The organism is Enterobacter sp. 4974935 (assembly GCF_058661735.1).
Map to the genome: position 1 here is coordinate 2,799,668 of NZ_JBZWGT010000003.1, position 24,025 is coordinate 2,823,692.

Genomic DNA, 24,025 nt, shown 5'->3' on the forward strand with positions numbered 1-24,025 from the left:
GGGTGAAAAACAGCCAATTAACCGTGACGACGTTCGAAGTCGATCATGAAATCAGTCAGGGCTTTAACGCCTTCCAGCGGCATCGCGTTATAGATAGAGGCACGCATACCGCCTACCACACGGTGACCTTTCAGCGCATGCAGACCCGCCGCGAAGGACTCTTCCAGGAACACGTTATCCAGGTTGTTGTCCGCCAGCTGGAACGGCACGTTCATGCGCGAACGGTTAGTTTTGGCGACATCGTTACGGTAGAAATCGCTCTTGTCGATCACGCCGTACAGCAGTTCAGCTTTTTGCTGATTGATCTTGTCCATCTGCGCCACGCCGCCTTTTTGCTTCAGCCATTTGAAGACCAGGCCGGAGAGATACCAGGCGAACGTTGGTGGAGTGTTGAACATGGAATCGTTGTCGTTCAGGACGGTGTAATCCAGAATTGACGGGCAAGACTTATGGGCTTTCCCCAGCAGGTCTTCACGCACGATAACGATAGTCAGACCCGCAGGACCGATGTTTTTCTGGGCACCCGCGTAGATGACGCCGTAGCGGCTGACGTCCAGCGGCGTGGACAGAATGGTGGAGGAGAAGTCCGCCGTCACAATGACATTTTCGCCAAAGTCTGGCTCTTCGTGAATAGCGATACCGTCGATGGTTTCGTTCGGGCAGTAATGAAGATACGCGGCGTTGTCAGAAAGCTGCCACTCACTCATCGGCTTCACGGCGCGCATACCGTCAACGGTCACTTTGGCATCGATAACGTTCGGCGTGCAATATTTGTGCGCTTCTTTTACCGCACTGGCCGCCCAGTAGCCGGCATCAACGTAATCAGCGGTGGATTTGTCGCCCAGCAGATTGAGCGGAATACCCGCAAACTGACCGCGTCCACCGCCGTGACAGAACAATACTTTGTAGTTCGAGGGAATGTTCAGCAGATCGCGAAAATCCTTTTCTGCCTCTTCCGCCACCTGAATAAACGCTTTACCCCGGTGGCTAACTTCCATCACCGACGTACCCAGACCGTTCCAGTCACACAGCTCCTGTTGAGCCTGTTTGAGCACGTCTGCCGGTAACATTGCCGGACCTGAACTGAAATTAAAGACTTGAGCCATTTCCCCTCACCACGCTAAAAGCCATAAGTTATAACTGTGGATATCGGTTTTATCATTCAGTGACACGCGCCGCAATGTCTAAAACTTATGGCCGAAGAAATGTGCCCCTCGTCACACAAAACAATCTGCCGTACCGTTGTCGCAAAACCGACAAAATCGCTGTCAGGTAATGCGTTTAGCCCGGCTAACCTTCGTCCATTCTGGATTTGTACAGCGAGGGCATAATTGATGATCGCCCGCCTGCATGACCACCACGTGGCTGCATTTTATGCAGGCATACTGGCCCGCATCAGGGACGGTTTTGTATCGCTCGATAAGCATATCCGGCAGTATGCACAGGCCGGGCTTGACCTCATCGTCAGGATAGTAATAAACGCTGATTTGACCGTTCGTTTCCATAATCGCCAGACGCACCTGCCCCAGCTGTTCAACGCTGCTTATACGTAGCTCCATAAAGAACTCAAACTCCGTCATATTGGCGCTTTGCACATTCTCCCAGGCCAGTTGACCATCTTCGACAATCACCACCGGTTTTCCTTCGAACAGATCTTCCAGTTTTTCACTTTTCGACATCAGCCACATGACCAGCCGGTACAGCAGCGCAAGCGTCACGAAGACGATAAAAACCGGCACCATCGGCACATCGTCATAAAAGGCAACGTCCCCTGCCGCCGAACCCAGCGTCAGGATAATCAGCACTTCAAACAGTGACATCTGCCGCACGCCGCGACGTCCGGTGATTTTCAGAAACAGGAAGACGAGTACAAAGGTGTACAGGCTACGCAACGCCACTTCGCCTAAAAACTCAGGTGGGACTTTATCAAACGCCATCCGCTGGAGATCAAATGCTTTCATTTTTTTATGCCTTAACAGTAGGTTACTGCTTATAAGCATAGCCCAGCCATTTATTTTCGCCGGAGATAGCACCCGTCACGCAAAACCCGTATCATTGCGCGCTTTACGTACGATAAAAGTGAACGCCATGACTCAAACGTTTATCCCCGGCAAAGACGCCGCTCTGGAAGATTCCATCGCTCGCTTCCAGCAGAAACTGACCGACCTGGGCTTTAATATCGAAGAAGCCTCCTGGCTGAATCCGGTGCCTCACGTCTGGTCCGTGCATATTCGCGACAAAGACTGTGCGCTGTGCTTTACCAACGGCAAAGGCGCGACCAAAAAAGCGGCACTGGCCTCTGCGCTGGGTGAGTATTTTGAGCGTCTGTCCACCAACTATTTCTTCGCCGACTTCTGGCTGGGTGAAACGATTGCCAACGGCCCGTTCGTTCACTACCCGAACGAAAAATGGTTCCCGCTACCCGAAGACGACGAACTGCCGGAAGGCATTCTTGATGCCCGCCTGCGCGCGTTCTACGATCCGGAAAACGAACTGACCGCCAGCATGCTGATCGACCTGCAATCCGGCAATGAGGATCGTGGTATCTGCGCCCTGCCGTTCACCCGTCAGTCTGACGAGCAGACCGTTTACATTCCAATGAACATCGTTGGCAATCTGTATGTGTCTAACGGTATGTCTGCCGGTAACACCCGTAACGAAGCGCGTGTACAGGGGTTGTCTGAAGTTTTCGAGCGTCACATCAAAAACCGTATTATTGCTGAATCCATCAGCCTGCCGGAGATCCCGGCTGACGTGCTGGCGCGCTACCCGGGCGTGGTGGAATCCATCGCCAAACTGGAAGCAGAAGGTTTCCCAATCTTTGCTTATGACGGCTCTCTGGGCGGCAAATATCCGGTTATCTGCGTGGTACTGTTCAACCCGGCAAATGGCACCTGCTTCGCCTCTTTCGGCGCGCACCCGGACTTCGGCGTGGCGCTGGAGCGTACCGTGACCGAACTGCTGCAAGGTCGTAGCCTGAAAGATCTCGACGTGTTCACCCCGCCAACCTTTGATGACGAAGAAGTCGCCGAGCACACCAACCTCGAAACGCACTTCATCGACTCCAGCGGTTTGATCTCCTGGGATATGTTCAAACAGGACGCAGACTATCCGTTCGTGGACTGGAGCTTTGCCGGTACGACGGAAGAAGAGTTCGCCACCCTGATGGCGATCTTCAACGCGGAAGATCAGGAAGTCTATATTGCCGACTATGAACACCTTGGCGTTTATGCGTGCCGTATTATTGTGCCGGGTATGTCGGACATCTATCCGGCAGAAGATCTGTGGCTGGCGAACAACAGCATGGGCGCGCATCTGCGTGAAACCCTGCTGGCCCTGCCGGGCAGCGAGTGGGATAAAGAAGATTATCTGAACCTGATCGCCCAACTGGACGAAGAAGGACACGATGATTTCACCCGCGTACGCGAACTGCTGGGTCTGGCAACCGGAAAAGATAACGGCTGGTACACGCTGCGCATCGGCGAGCTAAAAGCGATGCTGGCGCTGGCGGGCGGCGATCTGGATCAGGCTTTGGCCTGGACCGAGTGGACGATGGAGTTTAACCAGTCCGTCTTCTCCGCCGAGCGCACTAACTATTACCGTTGCCTGCAAACGCTGCTCTTGCTTTCTCAGGAAGACGACCGCGAGCCATTGCAGTATCTGAACGCCTTCGTCCGCATGTACGGTGCAGATGCCGTTGAAGCTGCCAGCGCGGCGCTGAGCGGTGAAGAACCGTTCTATGGCCTGCAAGCGGTTGACAGCGATCTGAAAGCCTTCCCGGCGCATCAGTCGCTGCTGAATGCGTATGAAAAATTGCAGAAGGCTAAAGCCGCTTACTGGTCAAAATAAGCGCATATAACATTAATGGCTGTAGGCGTATTCAATCGCCTGAGCTATATTACGGGGCAATTTCATTGCCCCTTTTTTTTATTTTTCCGCAATGACGTTTAATTGTAATAATTAAGTTAACCACGGGTAAATATAAAAACGCTTACCTGGGCTTTACTGTTACTAATTCTAATAAATACTCCATTTTAATTAACTGTTCCACGGGAGGCTGAAGGAAAAAATTCAACTCTTTTCATAACTTTTAAAATTTATTTTTATACGGATAATCAAATACTTACTCCGCTTTTGCTGTAAAACCATACACACTGCGGGCCCATAAGCCAGGCGAGATATGATCTATATCAATTTCTCTTCTATAATGCTTTGTTAGTATCTCGTCGCCGACTTAATAAAGAGAGAGTTAGTGTGAAAGCTGACAACCCTTTTGATCTATTACTCCCCGCTGCGATGGCGAAAGTTGCCGAAGAAGCGGGTGTCTACAAAGCAACGAAACATCCGATGACGACGTTCTTTCTGGCCATTACGGCTGGGGTGTTCATCTCCATCGCTTTCGTCTTCTATATCACAGCCACCACCGGCACTGCCGGGATGCCTTTCGGCATAGCGAAACTGATTGGTGGTATTTGCTTCTCACTGGGCCTGATCCTCTGCGTCATCTGCGGCGCCGACCTCTTCACCTCAACGGTGCTGATTGTTGTTGCAAAAGCCAGCGGAAGAATTACCTGGGGTCAACTGGGGCGCAACTGGCTCAACGTCTACGTTGGCAACCTGATTGGCTGTCTGCTCTTTGTTCTGTTGATGTGGCTTTCTGGCGAGTACATGACCGCCAACGGCGGCTGGGGGCTTAACGTCCTGCAAACCGCCGACCACAAAATGCACCATACATTTATCGAAGCCGTTGCTCTCGGCATCCTTGCAAACCTGATGGTCTGCCTGGCGGTCTGGATGAGCTACTCTGGTCGTAGCCTGATGGATAAAGCCATGATTATGGTTCTGCCGGTTGCGATGTTTGTTGCCAGCGGCTTTGAGCACAGTATTGCGAATATGTTCATGATCCCGATGGGGATTGTTATCCGCAACTTTGCAAGCCCGGAGTTCTGGACTGCTGTTGGTTCAACCCCGGAAAGTTTTTCACACCTGACTATTATGAATTTCATTACTGATAACCTGATCCCCGTCACTATCGGGAACATTATCGGTGGGGGTCTGTTAGTTGGGTTGACATACTGGGTCATTTACCTGCGTGGCGGCGATCATCATTAATGGTTGTCTCAGGCAGTAAATAAAAAATCCACTTAAGAAGGTAGGTGTTACATGTCCGAGCTTAATGAAAAGTTAGCCACAGCCTGGGAAGGTTTTACGAAAGGTGACTGGCAGAATGAAGTCAACGTCCGTGACTTCATTCAGAAAAACTATACCCCGTATGAAGGTGACGAATCCTTCCTGGCTGGTGCGACTGATGCAACCACCAAGCTGTGGGACAGCGTAATGGAAGGCGTTAAACTGGAAAACCGCACTCACGCGCCAGTTGATTTTGACACCTCCGTTGCTTCTACCATCACTTCTCACGATGCTGGCTACATCAACAAAGCCCTTGAGAAAATCGTTGGTCTCCAGACTGAAGCACCACTGAAACGCGCAATCATCCCGTTCGGTGGCATTAAAATGGTTGAAGGTTCCTGCAAAGCGTATAACCGCGAGCTGGACCCAATGCTGAAAAAAATCTTCACCGAATACCGTAAAACCCATAACCAGGGTGTATTCGATGTTTACACCAAAGACATTCTGAACTGCCGTAAATCTGGCGTTCTGACCGGTCTGCCAGATGCCTATGGCCGTGGCCGTATCATCGGTGACTACCGTCGCGTTGCGCTGTACGGTATCGACTTCCTGATGAAAGACAAATACGCGCAGTTCGTCTCTCTCCAGTCTGACCTGGAAAACGGCGTAAACCTGGAAGCGACTATCCGTCTGCGTGAAGAGATTGCTGAACAGCACCGTGCGCTGGGTCAGATCAAAGAGATGGCGGCTAAATACGGCTGTGATATCTCTGGTCCTGCAACCAACGCTCAGGAAGCTATTCAGTGGACCTACTTCGGCTACCTGGCCGCGGTTAAGTCTCAGAACGGTGCAGCAATGTCCTTCGGCCGCGTATCCACCTTCCTGGATGCGTATATCGAACGCGATATCAAAGCAGGCAAAATCACCGAGCAAGACGCTCAGGAAATGATTGACCATCTGGTCATGAAACTGCGTATGGTTCGCTTCCTGCGTACTCCAGAATATGATGAGCTGTTCTCTGGTGACCCAATCTGGGCAACCGAATCTATCGGCGGTATGGGCGTAGATGGCCGTACGCTGGTAACCAAAAACAGCTTCCGCTTCCTGAACACCCTGTACACCATGGGTCCTTCTCCGGAGCCGAACATCACCGTTCTGTGGTCTGAAAAACTGCCACTGAACTTCAAGAAATTCGCCGCTAAAGTGTCCATCGACACCTCTTCTCTGCAATACGAGAACGATGACCTGATGCGTCCGGACTTCAACAACGACGACTACGCTATCGCGTGCTGCGTAAGCCCAATGGTTGTTGGTAAGCAAATGCAGTTCTTCGGTGCGCGTGCAAACCTGGCCAAAACCATGCTGTACGCAATCAACGGCGGCGTTGACGAAAAACTGAAAATGCAGGTTGGTCCTAAGTCTGAACCGATCAAAGGCGACCTTCTGAACTTCGACGAAGTGATGGAGCGCATGGATCACTTCATGGACTGGCTGGCTAAGCAGTATGTCACTGCGCTGAACGTCATCCACTACATGCACGACAAGTACAGCTACGAAGCCTCTCTGATGGCGCTGCACGACCGTGACGTCGTTCGCACCATGGCGTGTGGTATCGCAGGTCTGTCCGTTGCGGCTGACTCCCTGTCTGCAATCAAATATGCGAAAGTTAAACCAATTCGTGACGAAGATGGTCTGGCTATCGACTTCGAAATCGAAGGCGAATATCCGCAGTTTGGTAACAACGACGCTCGCGTTGATGACATGGCGGTTGACCTGGTAGAACGTTTCATGAAGAAAATTCAGAAACTCACTACCTATCGTAACGCTATCCCGACTCAGTCTGTTCTGACCATCACCTCTAACGTTGTGTATGGTAAGAAAACCGGTAACACCCCAGACGGTCGTCGTGCTGGCGCGCCATTCGGCCCAGGTGCTAACCCAATGCACGGTCGTGACCAGAAAGGTGCGGTTGCCTCTCTGACCTCCGTTGCTAAACTGCCGTTTGCATACGCGAAAGATGGTATCTCTTACACCTTCTCTATCGTGCCAAACGCGCTGGGTAAAGACGACGAAGTACGTAAAACTAACCTCGCGGGTCTGATGGATGGTTACTTCCACCACGAAGCGTCCATTGAAGGTGGTCAGCACCTGAACGTGAACGTGATGAACCGTGAAATGCTGCTCGACGCGATGGAACATCCTGAGAAATATCCTCAGCTGACCATCCGCGTATCTGGCTACGCAGTACGTTTTAACTCCCTGACGAAAGAACAGCAGCAGGACGTTATCACCCGTACTTTCACTCAGTCCATGTAAGTGGAATTGACTGAAATCACGCGTTAAAAAGCGTACAATAAAGGCTCCACGCAAGTGGGGCCTTTTTAACACCCTCGCTTCATCAGTCTCTTTTGTCCGCTATCTATACTTAATGGATAACAGCCAAAACAGACTCGACATAGCCTTTGAGCTGTGCATCTACATAGGCCCCCGGATGGGCCAAATTCGGAGATATCACCGCAATGTCAATTATTGGTCGCATTCACTCCTTTGAATCCTGTGGCACCGTCGATGGCCCGGGGATCCGCTTTATCACTTTCTTCCAGGGCTGCCTGATGCGCTGCCTGTACTGCCATAACCGTGACACCTGGGACACCCATGGCGGTAAAGAAGTCACCGTTGAGGATCTGATGAAAGAGGTGGTGACCTATCGCCACTTCATGAACGCGTCCGGTGGTGGCGTGACGGCATCCGGCGGTGAAGCTATTCTTCAGGCTGAATTTGTGCGCGACTGGTTCCGCGCCTGCCATAAAGAAGGTATTCATACCTGCCTCGACACCAACGGCTTTGTGCGCCGTTACGATCCGGTTATTGATGAACTGCTTGAAGTGACCGATCTGGTGATGCTCGATCTCAAGCAGATGAACGATGAGATCCACCAGAATCTGGTTGGCGTCTCAAACCACCGTACGCTGGAATTTGCCAAATACATTGCCAACAAAGGCGTCAAGACCTGGATCCGCTACGTGGTGGTACCGGGCTGGTCAGATGATGATGATTCTGCACATCGTCTGGGCGAATTTACCAGGGATATGGGTAACGTGGAGAAAATTGAACTCCTGCCCTATCACGAGCTGGGCAAACACAAATGGGTGGCAATGGGTGAAGAGTACAAGCTCGATGGCGTGAAGCCGCCGAAAAAAGAGACGATGGAGCGCGTCAAAGGTATTCTTGAGCAGTATGGCCACAAGGTCATGTATTAACGAAAAGGCCCGGTGAAAACCGGGCCTTTTTATATTCTATTTAAAGACGCCGTTAATCACCGAAGTCACAATCGCGGTACTCAGCGCAATTAAGACCAGGTCGTCACCCACCACGCGCCATTCATAGCCCGGATAAGAAGGAAGCTGACCCAGCATATCGGCTGGCACGGTTTTCTTCGCAATGCCCGGAGGCAGTGGCTTACCGCGCGCCAGGTTTTTCGCAATACCCGGAGGCAGAGAGTCGTAGCCCGTTAAGCCGTAATTCAGTGCCAGATGGCGGGCATGATCGAAGCTCACGCGGACGTCAACATCATGACCAACATCGTTGCTGTTTTTAAAGCTCTTATCCGATTTTCCTGGATTATCCTGGCCGGTATTGTGCTTATTACCATGGTTACCAGCGTTCCCGTTACCATGATTGCCGCTATTACCTTGTCCGCCACCGTTTCCGTGACCACCGCCATTCCCGTTTCCTGGATTAGCCATGGCCGGAGCCGTTGCAAACGTTAAAGCCAACACTACGGCAAGTGCGGTAGTGGAAAAACGACGAGTAGACATGATTGCTGCCTTTTAGTGGTAGAACTCATTTGAATTATCGCCAGGCAGTAAAAACTCACAATAAGTAAAAGTCTTATATGTGACAGGGACAAAAAAGCCTGTCATCGACAGGCTTTTATTTAATCAGGCATGTGCCACTGGCGTTGGGTGCTCGCCCGCTTTGCGCAGCAGCATTAACAGATAAATAAACGATACGCTGGCGATCATGATAAACAGCAGATTATCAGAGTAATTTTGCATGAGCATAGCGGTAAAAGTCGGCCCCAGTAAACTGCCGATGGTGTAACTCAGCAACAATGCCTGGTTCATCGCCACCAGCTGGTGATGCTCAACTTTCTCACAGGCCCAGGCCATCGCGACCGGATAGAGCGTAAAACCCGCAGCCCCCAGAATGAACAGCGCAGGCGCCATCGCGGCGTTGCTGAGCATGGCGAGACAGCCCATGATGACCACGAAAACCTGGACGCGCAGCACCAGCAGACGACCAAAGCGGTCCGCCAGGCGGCCAATCGGCCACTGACCGACAATCCCCGCGCTGACCATCACCGCCATCCAGAAACCGATCCCGGAATCGCTGACGCCCTGATGGTTGAGATAGAGCGGCATCAGGCCATAGAGCGACCCCAGCACAATCCCGGAAATAATACAGCCGTTAATCCCCAGGCGCGCCTGACGCAGTCTCAGCATCGGCCAAACGTGCGTGGCCTCCTGATGCTCACTGCTCTGGTTCACGATACGGGTAAAGAGCAGCGGCAGAATTGCGGCCAGCACCATCCCTGTTACCCATGGCAGAACGCTCATCAGGTCGGTTGGGAATTTGCTGACCATCAGTTGTCCCAGAACGGTACCGACGTAGTAAACCATCATATAAGCCGCCAGCAGACGCCCGCGATTACGGGACGTGCCGCTGCACATCAGCGCACTTTCAACCACCACCCAGATCATGGCGCAGCCAACGCCCGCAATAAAGCGCCAGACCATCCAGCTCCAGAAGCCGACCATCAGTCCTAAACCGGCGCATCCGACGGCAAAGATCAGTGACGCCAGATAATAACTGCGGTTAAAACCAAAGCGCTTAATAAGGCTGCCCGTTAATAAGGTACCCAGCAGATTGCCCGTAAAAAAGGACGAGCTAACCATACCCACCTGCCAGGTTGGTAAGTTTTCATGGGCGAGCCATAGCGGGACGAGTGTGTTCAACACCGCGATCGCCAGGGTCAGCAAAAGCAGGCCACAGAGCAACAAAAGCACCGGGCGGGTATAGGTGGTCATGGATTAAAAACCGTGAGGAAGTTCAGATTTCGTGCGCATCATGCCACTGGCAAAAACAAAGTCAATCCACCGATTCAGGCGTCACGCACGATATGCGCCTTGTCGATTTAAAAAACTCATCCTGCTAATGCAAAGCCTGCTACCAATATTAATTATCTATTTGTTTTTATTTATTTCCGGGAATTTTTACAACGAAACATCAGTCGAAAAATTTCATGAATGAAAAAAGAAAAGCCGGGCACTATGTCCCGGCTTTTTATAACAAAATCTAAAATTAGCTGGCGACAGCCATACCGACCGTCATATGCAGACCGTAAAATACGCCGCGACCAATTAACTCCCCTGCCAGCACCAGCACAAAGGCCAGTGACAGCAACGGTAGCGCAGGCGCGTAACCTTTAAGCTGAGGGGCAATCCAGCACACCAGCGCCGCCGTCAGCAGCACCACACGCCAGGCCATCAGAGAACCGTAATCCGGTACCAGCGCCGAAGCCTGTTGGATAGAGCTGTGAATCGTCGCCAGCTCCGCTCCCTGCATAAGCGCTACAACGGTACTGATGACCAGTGCCAGCAGCGAGACCGCGGGCAGCAGGCGCATCGCCCAACCATTAATGCCAGCTACACGCAGAAGCAGATAACCCAGCAGCGGCCCACCAATAAACATGGTCAGGAAGAAGCTCATCGGCGTCCAGACGCTGTACCAGGTCGGAACGGTATCGATGGTGTTGTACACCCGGACCATCATCCAGACGAAGACAACGCCCAGTACCATGGTGACGATGAGCCACAACGCACGTAACCCTGACGGCAGCTTTTTCAGCGCTGCCAGTAACCACCCCAGCCCGCCAACTGCAAAGAAGATTGCGCCGCTGGCAATCTCGTTACTCAGCGAAGAGGCACCTACGCGGTTCAGGGAGTTAAACGCGCGCATCGGTGAGCCCAGGTGCAGCGTAGAGGCGATAAACCCAATCCCCATCAACACCCACAGGCCAAACATGCTCAACACTAAACGCTGCTGCTGTTCAGCATTGAGGTTCCCTTTTAACAGCGCCAGCGCAAGGACGATAAACCCGCCTGCAACACACTGCCCAAAGACCGTGAAGATCATAAGCGGCCATTCATGCCATCCACTTCCCATCTCACACCTCCTTCGGGTTTGCCAGGTAGCCGGTGGTGTCACCCGTCGGACGGCTGTTGGCGTTAGGTTTAATCACAATACTCGGCTTCGTGAAGTGCGCAGACGGCAGCGGCGCGACCGCAGCAAGCTGACCGTGTTTTTTACGCAGCTCTTCAATCGGGCCAAAGTCCAGCGCGCGCAGCGGGCAGGACTCGACGCAGATGGGCTTTTTGCCGTCCGCCACGCGGCTGTGGCAGCCGTCGCACTTGGTCATGTGGCCTTTAGCCGCGTTATACTGCGGCGCACCATACGGGCAGGCCATGTGGCAGTAGCGACAGCCAATGCAGACATCCTCGTCCACCACCACAAAACCGTCGTCGCGCTTGTGCATTGCCCCGCTCGGGCAGACCTTGGTGCAGGCCGGATCTTCGCAGTGGTTGCAGGCAATCGACAGGTAATAGGCGAAGACGTTCTGATGCCAGACGCCGTTATCCTCCTGCCAGTCGCCGCCCGCGTATTCATAAATACGACGGAAGCTGACGTCCGGGGTCAGGTCTTTATAATCCTTGCAGGCCAGCTCGCAGGTTTTGCACCCGGTGCAGCGGCTGGAATCAATAAAAAATCCATACTGGGTTGTCATCGGTTACTCCTTACGCCTTTTCAACCTGAACGAGGTTTGTGTGGGATGGGTTGCCCTTCGCCAGCGGCGATGGACGCTGCGTAGTGAGAACGTTGATGCAGCCCGCCTGATCGATACGGTTCGCATCCGGGTTATACCAGGCCCCTTCCCCCAGCGCGACAACGCCAGGCATCATGCGCGGAGTCACTTTAGCTTCGATATGCACTTCGCCACGTCCGTTGAAGATACGTACGCGATCGCCATTACTGATGCCGCGCGCTTTCGCATCCATCGGGTTGATCCACATCTCCTGTCGGCAGGCCGCTTTCAGAACGTCAACGTTGCCGTAGGTGGAGTGAACACGCGCTTTGTAGTGGAAACCGGTTAACTGAAGTGGGAATTTCTCCGTCAGCGGATCGTTGTAGTTTTCGAAGCCAGGCGTATAGATCGGCAGCGGATCGATAACGTCCCCTTCCGGCAATTCCCACGTTGCGGCAATTTTTGCCAGCTCTTCGGAGTAGATCTCGATTTTGCCCGACGGCGTGGTCAGCGGATTGGCCTGCGGATCGTCGCGGAAGGCTTTATACGCCACGTGATGCCCTTCCGGATCGCGCTGCTTGTACATGCCCTGCTTGCGGAAGGTATCGAAGTCCGGCAGGTCTGGAATGGCTTTGCGTGAGAGCTCGTGCAGATGGCGCATCCACTCTTCCTGAGTACGCCCCTCTGTGAACTGCTGCTCAACGCCAAGACGTTTCGCCAGCTCGGACGTCATCTCATAGATGGTTTTGCACTCGAAGCGCGGTTTGATGGCCTGGTCTGTGAAGATCACATAGGACATGTTGCCGCAGGAGGCGTCCAGCGCGAAATCCATCTGCTCAGAGGCGGTGCAGTCTGGGAGCAGAATATCGGCATACTTCGCCGATGAGGTCATGTGGCAGTCGATCACCACAATCATTTCGCACTTCTTGTCGTCCTGCAAGATTTCGTGGGTGCGGTTGATCTCTGAGTGCTGGTTGATCAGGCAGTTACCGGCATAGTTCCAGATCATTTTGATCGGCACATCCAGCTTATCTTTGCCCCGAACACCGTCGCGTAGCGCGGTCATTTCCGGGCCGCGCTCGATCGCGTCCGTCCACATAAACATGGAGATGCTGGTCTGAACCGGGTTATCCAGCGTTGGCATACGTTCAAACGGTACTTCATACGAGCCTTCACGCGCCCCGCTATTACCGCCGTGAATGCCGACGTTGCCAGTCAGAATCGAGAGCATAGAAATAGCGCGGGTGGCAATTTCGCCGTTCGCGTGACGCTGCGGTCCCCAGCCCTGGCTGATATAAGCCGGTTTTGCTGAACCAATTTCACGGGCCAGCTGAACAATACGTTCGACTGGAATGCCGGTGATGGTGGATGCCCACTCAGGGGTTTTCGCTACCCCGTCGCTGCCCTGACCAAGAATATACGCTTTGTAATGCCCGTTAGCCGGTGCGCTGGCTGGCAGCGTCTTCTCGTCATAGCCGACGCAGTATTTATCAAGGAACGGCTGATCGACGAGGTTTTCAGTGATCATCACATACGCCAGCGCATTGACCAGCGCCGCATCGGTACCAGGGCGGATAGGGATCCACTCGTCTTCTCGCCCCGCGCCGGTATCGGTGTAGCGCGGATCGACGATGATCATACGTGCGTTGGATTTGGCGCGCGCCTGCTCAAGATAATAGGTTACCCCACCGCCGCTCATACGCGTTTCGCCCGGGTTGTTGCCAAACAATACCACCAGCTTGCTGTTTTCTATATCCGACGGGCTGTTACCGTCTGCCCAGCCGCCATAGGTGTAGTTCAGGCCCGCGGCAATCTGTGCGGAAGAGTAGTCGCCATAATGGTTGAGATAGCCGCCGCAGCAGTTCATCAGGCGCGCTACCAGCGTTTTACCCGGCGGCCAGGAGCGGGTCATGGTGCCGCCCAGCGTCCCGGTGCCATAGTTCAGGTAGATGGATTCGTTGCCGTATTCTTTGATCAGGCGCTGCATGTTGGTCGCGATAATATCGTAGGCTTCGTCCCAGCTAATGCGCTCGAACTTCCCTTCCCCACGCTTACCGACACGCTTCATCGGATATTTCAGACGATCCGGGTTATAAACGCGACGGCGCATTGAGCGGCCACGCAGACAGGCACGAACCTGGTGTAACCCTTCGTAGTTATCATCGCCGGTATTGTCGGTTTCAACGTATTTGATTTCACCGTCCACAACATGCATACGCAGCGGACAACGGCTACCACAGTTAACGGTACAGGCACTCCACACCACTTTTTCCGGGGCTGAAGCGGGAGACAGAGCCTCCGCCGCCGACGCCAGACGGGTAAAAGGAAGCGTAAAGGCGCTGCTGGCAACCGCCAGACCACCTATTGCCGTGGTTTTCATCAACCCACGGCGAGTGACCTCGGCAGCCATTAACGCTTCAGGCGCTTTGATTTTCATAAAGACTCACTTTGGTTGCTCACAAAGAAAAGAGAGGCGGCGCATACCGCTATGTAGTTTTATATATAACGAATTCCTTCGTTACAGGTGTTTTATGCTAACTTTCGTTCGGAGGAGTATTACTACTTTAGAGGGAGGGAATATTGCGTCGTATCAAATCAAAGATATAAAAAAAGCGCCCTGAGGCGCTTTTTTGTTTTGCAGCAAAATATTAGCCGATGAACTGCTGGCCTTTCATGTAAGGACGCAGCACCTCAGGGATCTCAATACGACCATCTGCCTGCTGGTAGTTCTCCAGCACGGCAACCAGCGTACGGCCAACCGCCAGACCAGAACCGTTCAGGGTATGAACCAGACGGGTCTTCTTGTCGGACTTGCTGCGGCAACGCGCCTGCATACGACGCGCCTGGAAATCCCAGACGTTAGAGCAAGAGGAGATTTCACGGTAGGTGTTTTGCGCAGGCACCCAGACTTCGAGGTCGAAGGTTTTGCAGGCGCCGAAGCCCATGTCACCGGTGCACAGCGCCATACGGCGGTATGGCAGCCCCAGCAGCTCCAGCACTTTCTCTGCGTGACCTGTCATCTCTTCCAGCGCGTCCATAGACTCTTCCGGACGAACGATCTGCACCATCTCAACTTTATCGAACTGGTGCATACGGATCAGACCGCGCGTATCACGACCGTAAGAACCGGCTTCAGAACGGAAACATGGAGAGTGCGCAGTCAGTTTGATTGGCAGATCGTCTTCGTCGATGATCTCATCACGCACGAGGTTGGTCAGCGGCACTTCCGCGGTTGGGATCAGCGCGTAGTTGCTGCTGTCAGCTTCTTCGTCCAGCGGACGGGTATGGAACAGATCGCCGGCAAATTTCGGCAGCTGGCCTGTACCGTACAGCGTATCGTGGTTAACCAGATACGGAACGTAGGTTTCGCTGTAGCCATGCTGCTCGGTGTGCAGATCCAGCATAAATTGCGCCAGCGCGCGGTGCAGGTGAGCAATCTGACCTTTCATTACCACGAAGCGAGAACCGGTCAGCTTAACCGCAGCCGCAAAGTCCAGGCCCGCGTGCATTTCGCCCAGCGTCACGTGATCGCGCACCTCGAAGTCAAACTCGCGAGGCGTACCCCAGCGTTTCACTTCAACGTTGTCGTTTTCGTCTTTGCCGACAGGGACGCTGTCGTCAGGAATGTTCGGAATCGCCAGAGCGATATCACGAATTTCAGCCTGAAGAACGTCCAGTTCAGCTTTCGCCTGATCCAGCTCTTCACCCAGTTTGTTCACTTCCAGGCGTAATGGCTCAATATCTTCCCCGCGCGCTTTCGCCTGGCCAATGGATTTCGATCGAGAATTACGCTCTGCCTGCAGATTTTCTGTTTGTACCTGCAAAACTTTACGACGCTCTTCAAGAGCGCGCAGCTTATCTACATCCAGCTTAAAGCCCCGGCGTGCCAGTTTTTCAGCGACTGCGTCTGGCTCATTACGCAGCAGATTGGGATCGAGCATGCTTATCCTGTGCTTATCGAATTAAAAGAGGAAAAAGTGACCACAGCCTGCGGCCACAGAGATATATTGCCAACATTACCGCAACGATTGAACTAACGGTAGCGTTTTATAGGGCTATTTTGATCCTGTCCGGCAAGCCAGGCGAGCTTTTCGCCAATCTTACCCTCAAGACCTCTATTTGTGGGGTGATAATAGCGGGTTTGTGCCATCTCCTGCGGGAAATACTCCTCGCCGGCGGCGTAGGCGTTGGGTTCGTCATGGGCGTAGCGATACTCCTGCCCGTAACCCATCTCTTTCATCAATTTGGTTGGCGCATTGCGCAGATGAACCGGCACATCGTAGTCCGGACGTTCACGTGCATCCGACATCGCCGCTTTGAAGGCGGTATACACCGCGTTACTTTTCGGTGCGCAAGCCAGATAGACAATTGCCTGCGCAATGGCACGCTCGCCCTCCGCAGGCCCGACGCGAGTAAAGCAGTCCCAGGCGGAAATAGCGACCTGCATGGCGCGTGGATCGGCATTACCGACATCTTCTGACGCAATCGCCAGGCAGCGACGCGCGACATATAACGGATCGCCACCGGCGGTGATGATACGCGCATACCAGTAGAGCGCCGCATCCGGAGCGCTGCCGCGCACGGACTTGTGTAATGCAGAGATGAGGTCGTAAAAACGATCGCCTTTATTATCGAAGCGCGCGCTGCGCTCACCGGCAATTTCGGTGAGCAGTTCAGGCTTTAATACGCGCTTGCCCGCATCGTCCACTTCGGCCATATCGGCCATCATTTCGAGCGTGTTCAACGCACGACGGGCATCACCGTTAACCAGTTCGGCGATAGCAAGACGCGTCTCGTCCGGCAGAACGATATCCTGCCCGCCGTAACCGCGCGCTTTGTCCTCCATCGCCTGCGTCAGAACTTTTTCAATATCTTCCGTGGTCAGCGATTTAAGCAGATACACGCGCGCCCGGGAGAGCAGCGCAGAGTTCAGTTCAAACGACGGGTTTTCCGTGGTGGCGCCAATAAAGAAAATCGTACCGTCTTCAATGTGCGGCAGAAAGGCGTCCTGCTGGCTCTTGTTGAAGCGGTGAACTTCGTCGACAAACAGAATGGTGCGACGTCCGGCATTGCGGTTTTGTCGCGCCCGCTCGATCGCCTCGCGGATCTCTTTCACCCCCGACGTGACCGCCGAGATGCGCTCAACGTCCGCGTTGGCATAACGGGCGATCACTTCAGCGAGCGTGGTTTTTCCGGTGCCGGGTGGCCCCCAGAGAATCATGGAGTGCAGATGCCCCGCCTCAATAGCGCGCGGCAATGGTTTCCCCGCAGCCAGCAGATGTTGCTGACCGATGTACTGCGCTAAATTTTCTGGCCGCATACGGGCGGCCAGAGGTTGAAACGCATTATCTGAAAAATCGAGCGACAGGTTGCTCACTCATGCCTCTTACTTATTGCGTTGGTCGTCCACCGTTACGCCCTGCGGCGGGGTAAAGGTGAATTTCGATGCATCAATGGCGCCGTTTTGCTGAGACTTCAACTGATAGCTGCTGCGCTGATCGTCCTGCTCAACCGCGCCGAACTGATTGATGGTACCGTTGCTGCTCACGTTAATGGTGAACTGCTTCAGATTACCGTTGCTGCCTTTTGGCGTCAGGACGAACTCATCACCGTTTTGTTTGATGTTGTACTGCTGCCAGTCGCTGGACTGGTTACGGGCAATGAGCATAAACGGCGTATTGCTGGTCGCGTCTTTGAGCCAGGTGGCGGTCGCCTGCTCAACAAACGGATTGTAGAACCACAGGGTTTTACCGTCAGACACCAGAACGCTTTCATCCGGCTGGGTCATGTGCCAGTTGAACAGATTTGGGCGTTTTACCCACAAATCTCCCTGGCCTTCCTGCACCGCGTTGCCGCTGCCGTCAGTCACTTTTTGCGTGAAGCTGGCGTGGAAACTGCTCACTTTATCCAGTCGGCTTTTAAGGTCGCTGGCTGCATCAGCCCAGACGCTGCTGGCAACAAAACTGGAGAGTAATGCACAGGCGATGGCGATTTTTTTCATTGTTATTCCTTAAAATACGTCTTCCCGATATGGGGGTTCCGTTTCTATTCTGTACCTGCCCGAAGGCAGGCGACAGAAGAATATGCTTAATTTTTGCTGATTTACCCTTCTTTGCAATCGCTGAAGATTACTCAAAAGGCGGTGGCGCCAGCACCTCACGGTTACCGTTGTGCCCCTGTTCGCTCACGATGCCCTGGGCTTCCATCTGCTCAATGATACGCGCCGCGCGGTTGTAACCGATACGGAACTGGCGCTGCACGCCGGAGATGGACGCTTTGCGTTTTTCGGTGACGAAATTAACCGCCTGGTCGAATAACGGATCCAGCTCTTCGCCGCCGTCAAAACCACCGCCGCCACCTTCGTTTTCGCTGTCAGAGGTGATGCCGTCAACATATTGCGGTCGCCCGCGCGCTTTCCAGTCCTGCACAACCGCGTGCACTTCCTGGTCGCGAACAAACGCACCGTGAACACGCACCGGCGAGGTGGAGTTCGGCCCGGAATAGAGCATATCCCCCATCCCCAGCAGCGACTCTGCTCCGCCCTGGTCAAGGATAGTACGGGAGTCAATTTTACTCGACACGGTAAACGCGATACGGGTCGGGATGTTTGCCTTAATAAGACCGGTGATTACATCCACGGACGGACGCTGCGTTGCCAGTACCAGGTGGATGCCCGCCGCACGCGCTTTCTGTGCCAGACGCGCAATCAGCTCTTCCACTTTCTTGCCAACGGTCATCATAAGGTCGGCAAATTCATCCACCAGCACCACGATGTAAGGCAGTTTTTCCAGCACCGGATGCTGGGCATCCATGCTGTCACCCGGCTTCCAGTATGGGTCCGGAATCGGACGGCCCATACGCGCCGCCTCGGCGATTTTCTCGTTATAACCGGCCAGGTTACGCACGCCCAGCGCCGACATCAGCTTGTAGCGACGCTCCATTTCATTGACGCTCCAGCGTAATGCGTTGGCGGCGTCCTTCATGTCGGTAACCACTTCCGTTAACAGATGCGGAATGCCTTCATAGACGGACAGTTCGAGCATTTTTGGGTCGATCATGATGAAACGCACGTCTTCAGGCTGCGCTTTGTAGAGCATACTGAGGATCATGGCGTTCACCCCGACCGATTTACCGGAGCCGGTAGTACCCGCAACCAGCAGGTGCGGCATCTTCGCGAGATCGGCAACCACCGGATCGCCTGCGATATCTTTACCCAGCACCACGGTCAGCGGGGACGGGTTGTCGCGGAATTTGGTGTTATCCAGAACTTCACGCAGATAAACGGTCTGGCGTTTCTTGTTTGGCAGCTCAAGGCCAACGTAAGGCTTGCCTGGGATCACTTCCACCACACGTACCGCCACGGTGGACAGAGAACGCGCCAGGTCGCGGGAGAGGTTAGAAATACGCGCCGCTTTTACGCCCGGTGCCAGGTTCAGTTCGAAACGGGTGATCACCGGGCCCGGTGAGTAGTTCACCACGTCCGCTTTAATGCGGAAGTCAGCCAGACGCGCTTCCACCAGACGGGCCATCTGCTCAAGGGCAAAGGTATCCACCGGCTCGACTTCCGCTGGCGGTGGCGTTAACAGATCCAGCGACGGCAGCGGCGTACTTGGTCGTTGCAGCGGTCGGCTGTCTCCGTTACGCATCAGCAGCGGGTGAATCAGGCTCTCCTGCGGCTGTGGTGCTGGCTGCTGGAACTGTGGCTGAGGCGGTTGAGAAGGTGTCTGCGGCTGCGCATACGCCTGCGGCGCCGGCTGTTGCGGCTGCACGTAAGCCTGTGGTGCAGGCGGCTGACGCACCGGCTCCGCTTCCGGCATTACGCTCGGCGTGAACAGCGGTTCGCTTGGGCCATCATCCACCAGATCTTTCATTGGTGAGAATTCGAAATCCGACAGCGAGAACGGGTTTGCCCCCGAAGGTTGCTCACCGGAATAACGCTGCTGCTGCGTTGCTGCAAACTGGCGCGCCAGCTCCGCTTCGGCCGCATCATCCTCGTCCTGCTGTGAAGGCACGTCATGCTGATACTCTTCGCCGTAACGCTGATTCTGCTGGGCAGCAAACTGACGCGCCAGCTCATCCTGATGCAGTTCGTCGGCATCATCTTCGTAGTCGGACTCACGGGCTTTTTCTTCCGCCATACGCTGGGAAGGCAGTTTAATGCCATAAGAGGCCAGCTCCCGGCGAGTCGGTACGCGCACGCGGTTAGGGCGCGGCAGCTGTGGACCAATGCCCTCTTTCACCTGAGGACGCGGGGCGCTGTCGGCTGCCGGGCTGAATAGCGAAGCGGACGCGGCAGCGGCTGCCGTTGCCTGCTTCACGGCTTCTGCACCCGACGCAACGGCTGGCGTAGGTTCTACAGGTGGAACGCTGACCGAAGGCGCTTTTGCAACAGGCTCCTGCACCGGCTCGGGCACGGGCTGATACCAGGCGGCAAGCTGCTCGCGCTCACGGGCGCGGCGCTCTTCCACTTCTTCAAAATAGTATAATGGCGGACGGGATGGCTTCGCTTCCTCCACCACTTCGGGTTCAGACACCGGTGCAACGTATGGCTGTTCAGGTACAGCGGGTTCGGGCGTATAAGCCTGATACGGTTGTTGCGGCACGCTGGCAGGCTCAGGCGGCTGAGACGTTTGCTGCCACTGTTCCTGCTGCACAGGAATATAACTTTCAGGCTCAGGCGCAATGGTCGGTTCAGGCGTATGGACGCCTGGCGCAGTCTGCCAGTCTACCTGCGGTTGCTGGATCGCGGACTCCGGTGCCGGAACAGGCGAGGACGGCATCACGGCTTCAACAGGCGCAACATGGGCCTGCGCAGCCGTCGTTGCGGCAGCAGCAGCGGCTACCGGTTCAGTCACGGAGTGGCCATTCAGCAGCGGATCATATTCGTCATACTCTCCCGGCGTGGCTCGATGGCCAGAGAACAGTACGTCATCAGGGTCGACGGCCGCACCGCGATACTCAATCTGCTCGTCTTCATCCATACGTTTGCCGGAGAACAGCGCGGCATCCGTTTTACGGCCTAACGGGTTAGCAAATTTTTCAGCGACGCGCTGGCGGCGCGCCAGAGCACCGCGCAGAATACGCGCGCGGCGAGATTCACGCCGCTGTACAGGCGCCTCGTCTTCCTCTTCGTACTCATCTTCATACTCGTCTTCATCGACCCACGTATCGTCACGACGGGTACGGTTGCTGGCGAACGTCAGCAGCGTCAGAATAAAGCTGCCGATCTTCTCAGCAATGCTCACCCAGGACCAGCCGGTAAACAGCGTCAGGCCCGCCGCCCAGATACAGAGCAGCGCCAGCGTGCCGCCGCTGCTATGAAGCATCGGTTGCAGCGCGGAGCTCAACAGGCTGCCGATCACCCCGCCGGAGGCGAAGTACCAGATATCATCAGCGTTGATCGCCGCCAGCCCACAGGAGGTGAGGATCAGCGCCAGGGCGCCAATCAGGCGCAGCGAAACGGCAAAATAATCGATGTAGTCGTCGTTCTGTCGATGACGCCAGGCAAACCAGCATCCGCCAATAATGATGACGGGAAGGGTATAAGCCATCACTCCGAAAATGAAAAAGAGCGTGTCCGCAAGCCAGGCACCGGGAACGCCACCTAAGTTATGAATAGGCTCATGCCATGCGGTTTGCGACCAGCTGGGATCTGAGGGGTTGAAACTGAGTAAGGCGGCCATCAGCCAGACGGCAAAAAGGGCAATAACAATCAGTAACGCCTCGAGGAGACGACGTCCGCTGCTTAGCTTAGATAATGTGACTTCTTTGTCTTCAGTGTATTCCTGGCTCAAGAAAGGCTCTCCAGGTATCAGGCATGTCCTGCCTGTGTGCTAAAACGGACAACAGCGCCGGGTATCCCCGGCACTGTTGCTGTATGGATTAACAGGAGTGTAATCAAACTACACTGATTTTGCACCTGTTCCGTGTTAGCGCGTCTTAATAACCAGACGATTGCTCTGTTTGACCTCTTCCATCACCACATAAGTACGGGTGTCGTTCACGCCTGGCAGACGCAGCAGGGTTTCACCCAGCAGCTTACGGTAGGCGGACATATCAGGCACACGGGTTTTTAACAGGTAGTCAAAATCACCGGAAACCAGATGACACTCTTGAATTTCTTCAAGTTTTTGTACAGCGGCGTTAAATTGCTCAAACACATCCGGCGCACCACGATTCAGAGTAATCTCAACAAATACCAGAAGTGAGGCATCCAGATAATGCGGGTTTAGCAGAGCCGTATAGCCCTGAATAAAACCCTGTCTTTCCAGTCGACGCACACGCTCAAGGCACGGCGTCGGGGAAAGTCCCACACGTTTTGAAAGCTCGACGTTGGAAATACGCCCATCCTTTTGCAATTCATTAAGAATGTTACGATCGATACGGTCGAGATCTTTGCCAGGGCGCTTCTTGCTATCTACCATTATTATTGTCTCTCTGTATTCCTTCCCTACTCCTGCCTGGACCCTGTGCACATCACTGTTCAGAGCCTGCACCCGTTATTCATCACATCGCCTGGTTATGTATTAGACGCGATGTGGATTCGGGTTCTGCGGTAAGAAGACCGTTGCCCGAAAGCAGTCACAGACATCACGTATGGCGTCTGTCCACACCATGCGTAGATTTCACTGACCCGGTAAAAATGGCATTTACGTGCATGTCTATTCGGCATGCAGTTCATGCGTCTTTTTTTCTTCCTTGAATGTTTTCGCAAAAGCGCAGGGGATTGTCAAAGCAAAACATCGATTTTTAGTACAAGATGCCGGATATTCATTACGGGGGGGTATTAATCATCATTTTATTGCCTTATAAACGCGCGATTTTCAGTAGCAGACGTGATATGACCGTGTCTGATCCATAGGGCGTGACTATTGCATATATCGGAAGCAAAACTGTCGTGCTCTTTTTTTACGGCAACAAATTCCCTACAATCCAGCCCATTGCCTGCCAACAACAATGGGGATCTCATGGGCACGACCAAACACAGTAAGCTGCTAATCCTTGGTTCTGGACCTGCGGGATATACCGCAGCGGTCTATGCTGCACGCGCTAACCTGCAACCGGTACTGATTACCGGGATGGAAAAAGGCGGTCAGCTGACCACCACCACGGAAGTGGAAAACTGGCCGGGCGACCCGAACGACCTGACCGGGCCGCTGCTGATGGAGCGCATGCACGAGCATGCTGCTAAATTCGAAACCGAAATCCTGTTCGACCACATTAATAAAGTGGATTTGCAGAACCGTCCGTTCCGTCTGACCGGCGACAGCGGTGAATACACCTGCGATGCGCTGATCATCGCTACCGGTGCCTCTGCCCGTTATCTCGGTCTGCCGTCTGAAGAAGCATTCAAAGGGCGCGGCGTATCAGCCTGCGCGACCTGCGACGGTTTCTTCTATCGCAACCAGAAAGTTGCGGTGATCGGCGGCGGCAACACCGCTGTGGAAGAAGCGTTGTATCTGGCGAACATCGCCTCAGAAGTACACCTGATCCACCGTCGCGACACCTTCCGCGCCGAGAAGATCCTGATCAAACGCCTGATGGATAAAGTGGCGAGCGGCAACATTGTGCTGCATACCAACCGTACGCTGGAAGAAGTGACCGGCGATCAGATGGGTGTGGCAGGTCTGCGAATTCGTGATACGCAGAACACCGACACCGTCGAAACGCTGGAGGTGGCAGGCCTGTTTGTGGCAATCGGTCACAGCCCGAACACGGCCATTTTCGAAGGCCAACTTGAGCTGGAGAACGGCTACATCAAAGTGCAGTCTGGCATTCACGGCAATGCGACGCAGACCAGCATCCCAGGCGTCTTCGCGGCTGGCGACGTGATGGACCATATTTATCGTCAGGCGATCACCTCTGCGGGGACCGGCTGTATGGCCGCGCTGGACGCAGAACGCTATCTGGACGGACTGGCAGAACAAGGTAAATAATCTTTACAAGTCAGTAACAAACGTAAATAAAGGCGGCCACTGGTCGCCTTTATTTTTGCTCACGTGTAACATGCAGATGTCTAATTTCTTATAA

General features: G+C 54.0%; 17 protein-coding genes. 5 read left to right on the forward strand and 12 right to left on the reverse strand.

The genetic code is table 11. The features are described from left to right. Positions 1-17 precede the first annotated feature (17 nt). Positions 18-1,106, reverse strand: coding sequence for a 3-phosphoserine/phosphohydroxythreonine transaminase (gene serC, locus AC4OVS_RS14765; protein ID WP_022647627.1), 1,089 nt, complete (start codon positions 1,104-1,106; stop codon positions 18-20). 162 nt (positions 1,107-1,268) lie between these two features. Beyond that, a complete protein-coding gene (locus tag AC4OVS_RS14770) occupies positions 1,269-1,961 on the reverse strand; it encodes a DUF421 domain-containing protein (RefSeq protein WP_023299721.1) in 693 nt (230 codons plus the stop codon). Positions 1,962-2,088: 127 nt separating this feature from the next. On the opposite strand from AC4OVS_RS14770, the gene ycaO reads away from it, so the two are divergent. The 4 genes from ycaO to pflA all read left to right on the forward strand — a co-directional run bounded on the left by ycaO (position 2,089) and on the right by pflA (position 8,390). Then, positions 2,089-3,849 (forward strand): 30S ribosomal protein S12 methylthiotransferase accessory factor YcaO, encoded by a 1,761-nt coding sequence (ycaO, locus tag AC4OVS_RS14775; protein ID WP_022647625.1) that lies wholly within the window; start codon positions 2,089-2,091, stop codon positions 3,847-3,849. Between the two features lie 405 nt (positions 3,850-4,254). Next, positions 4,255-5,112, forward strand: a complete 858-nt coding sequence (gene focA / locus AC4OVS_RS14780; RefSeq protein ID WP_017384832.1) for a formate transporter FocA — start codon at positions 4,255-4,257, stop codon at positions 5,110-5,112. 51 nt (positions 5,113-5,163) lie between these two features. Continuing rightward, positions 5,164-7,446 carry a formate C-acetyltransferase gene (gene pflB, locus AC4OVS_RS14785; protein WP_022647624.1) on the forward strand — a complete coding sequence of 761 codons (2,283 nt, stop codon included), beginning with the start codon at positions 5,164-5,166 and terminating at the stop codon, positions 7,444-7,446. A 203-nt stretch (positions 7,447-7,649) separates the two neighbouring features. Then, complete coding sequence (gene pflA, locus AC4OVS_RS14790; RefSeq protein ID WP_003858250.1) at positions 7,650-8,390, forward strand: pyruvate formate lyase 1-activating protein; 741 nt, start codon at positions 7,650-7,652, stop codon at positions 8,388-8,390. 36 nt (positions 8,391-8,426) lie between these two features. Here the strand turns inward: pflA and AC4OVS_RS14795 are convergent, their stop codons facing one another. From AC4OVS_RS14795 to lrp, 10 genes are all read right to left on the reverse strand, one after another. Continuing rightward, on the reverse strand, positions 8,427-8,948 hold the full coding sequence (locus AC4OVS_RS14795; RefSeq protein WP_022647623.1) for an anti-virulence regulator CigR family protein: 522 nt from the start codon (positions 8,946-8,948) through the stop codon (positions 8,427-8,429). 123 nt (positions 8,949-9,071) lie between these two features. Beyond that, positions 9,072-10,220: an MFS transporter gene (locus tag AC4OVS_RS14800; protein WP_022647622.1), complete on the reverse strand. Its 1,149-nt coding sequence runs from the start codon at positions 10,218-10,220 to the stop codon at positions 9,072-9,074. Positions 10,221-10,494: 274 nt separating this feature from the next. Further along, on the reverse strand, positions 10,495-11,358 hold the full coding sequence (locus AC4OVS_RS14805; protein ID WP_023299719.1) for a dimethyl sulfoxide reductase anchor subunit family protein: 864 nt from the start codon (positions 11,356-11,358) through the stop codon (positions 10,495-10,497). Position 11,359: 1 nt separating this feature from the next. After that, a complete protein-coding gene (locus tag AC4OVS_RS14810; protein WP_017384545.1) occupies positions 11,360-11,977 on the reverse strand; it encodes a DMSO/selenate family reductase complex B subunit in 618 nt (205 codons plus the stop codon). A 10-nt stretch (positions 11,978-11,987) separates the two neighbouring features. Next, positions 11,988-14,432, reverse strand: a complete 2,445-nt coding sequence (gene dmsA / locus AC4OVS_RS14815) for a dimethylsulfoxide reductase subunit A (protein WP_023299718.1) — start codon at positions 14,430-14,432, stop codon at positions 11,988-11,990. Between the two features lie 211 nt (positions 14,433-14,643). Then, positions 14,644-15,936 carry a serine--tRNA ligase gene (gene serS / locus AC4OVS_RS14820; protein WP_003858266.1) on the reverse strand — a complete coding sequence of 431 codons (1,293 nt, stop codon included), beginning with the start codon at positions 15,934-15,936 and terminating at the stop codon, positions 14,644-14,646. A 92-nt stretch (positions 15,937-16,028) separates the two neighbouring features. After that, positions 16,029-17,372 (reverse strand): replication-associated recombination protein RarA, encoded by a 1,344-nt coding sequence (gene rarA / locus AC4OVS_RS14825; RefSeq protein ID WP_032624539.1) that lies wholly within the window; start codon positions 17,370-17,372, stop codon positions 16,029-16,031. A gap of 9 nt (positions 17,373-17,381) precedes the next feature. After that, positions 17,382-17,996 (reverse strand): outer membrane lipoprotein periplasmic chaperone LolA, encoded by a 615-nt coding sequence (gene lolA / locus AC4OVS_RS14830; RefSeq protein ID WP_022647618.1) that lies wholly within the window; start codon positions 17,994-17,996, stop codon positions 17,382-17,384. Positions 17,997-18,123: 127 nt separating this feature from the next. Continuing rightward, positions 18,124-21,789 (reverse strand): DNA translocase FtsK 4TM domain-containing protein, encoded by a 3,666-nt coding sequence (locus AC4OVS_RS14835; RefSeq protein WP_199125614.1) that lies wholly within the window; start codon positions 21,787-21,789, stop codon positions 18,124-18,126. 135 nt (positions 21,790-21,924) lie between these two features. Continuing rightward, positions 21,925-22,419, reverse strand: a complete 495-nt coding sequence (gene lrp, locus AC4OVS_RS14840) for a leucine-responsive transcriptional regulator Lrp (protein ID WP_000228469.1) — start codon at positions 22,417-22,419, stop codon at positions 21,925-21,927. 543 nt (positions 22,420-22,962) lie between these two features. On the opposite strand from lrp, the gene trxB reads away from it, so the two are divergent. After that, complete coding sequence (trxB, locus tag AC4OVS_RS14845) at positions 22,963-23,931, forward strand: thioredoxin-disulfide reductase (protein WP_022647616.1); 969 nt, start codon at positions 22,963-22,965, stop codon at positions 23,929-23,931. Positions 23,932-24,025: the final 94 nt, after the last annotated feature.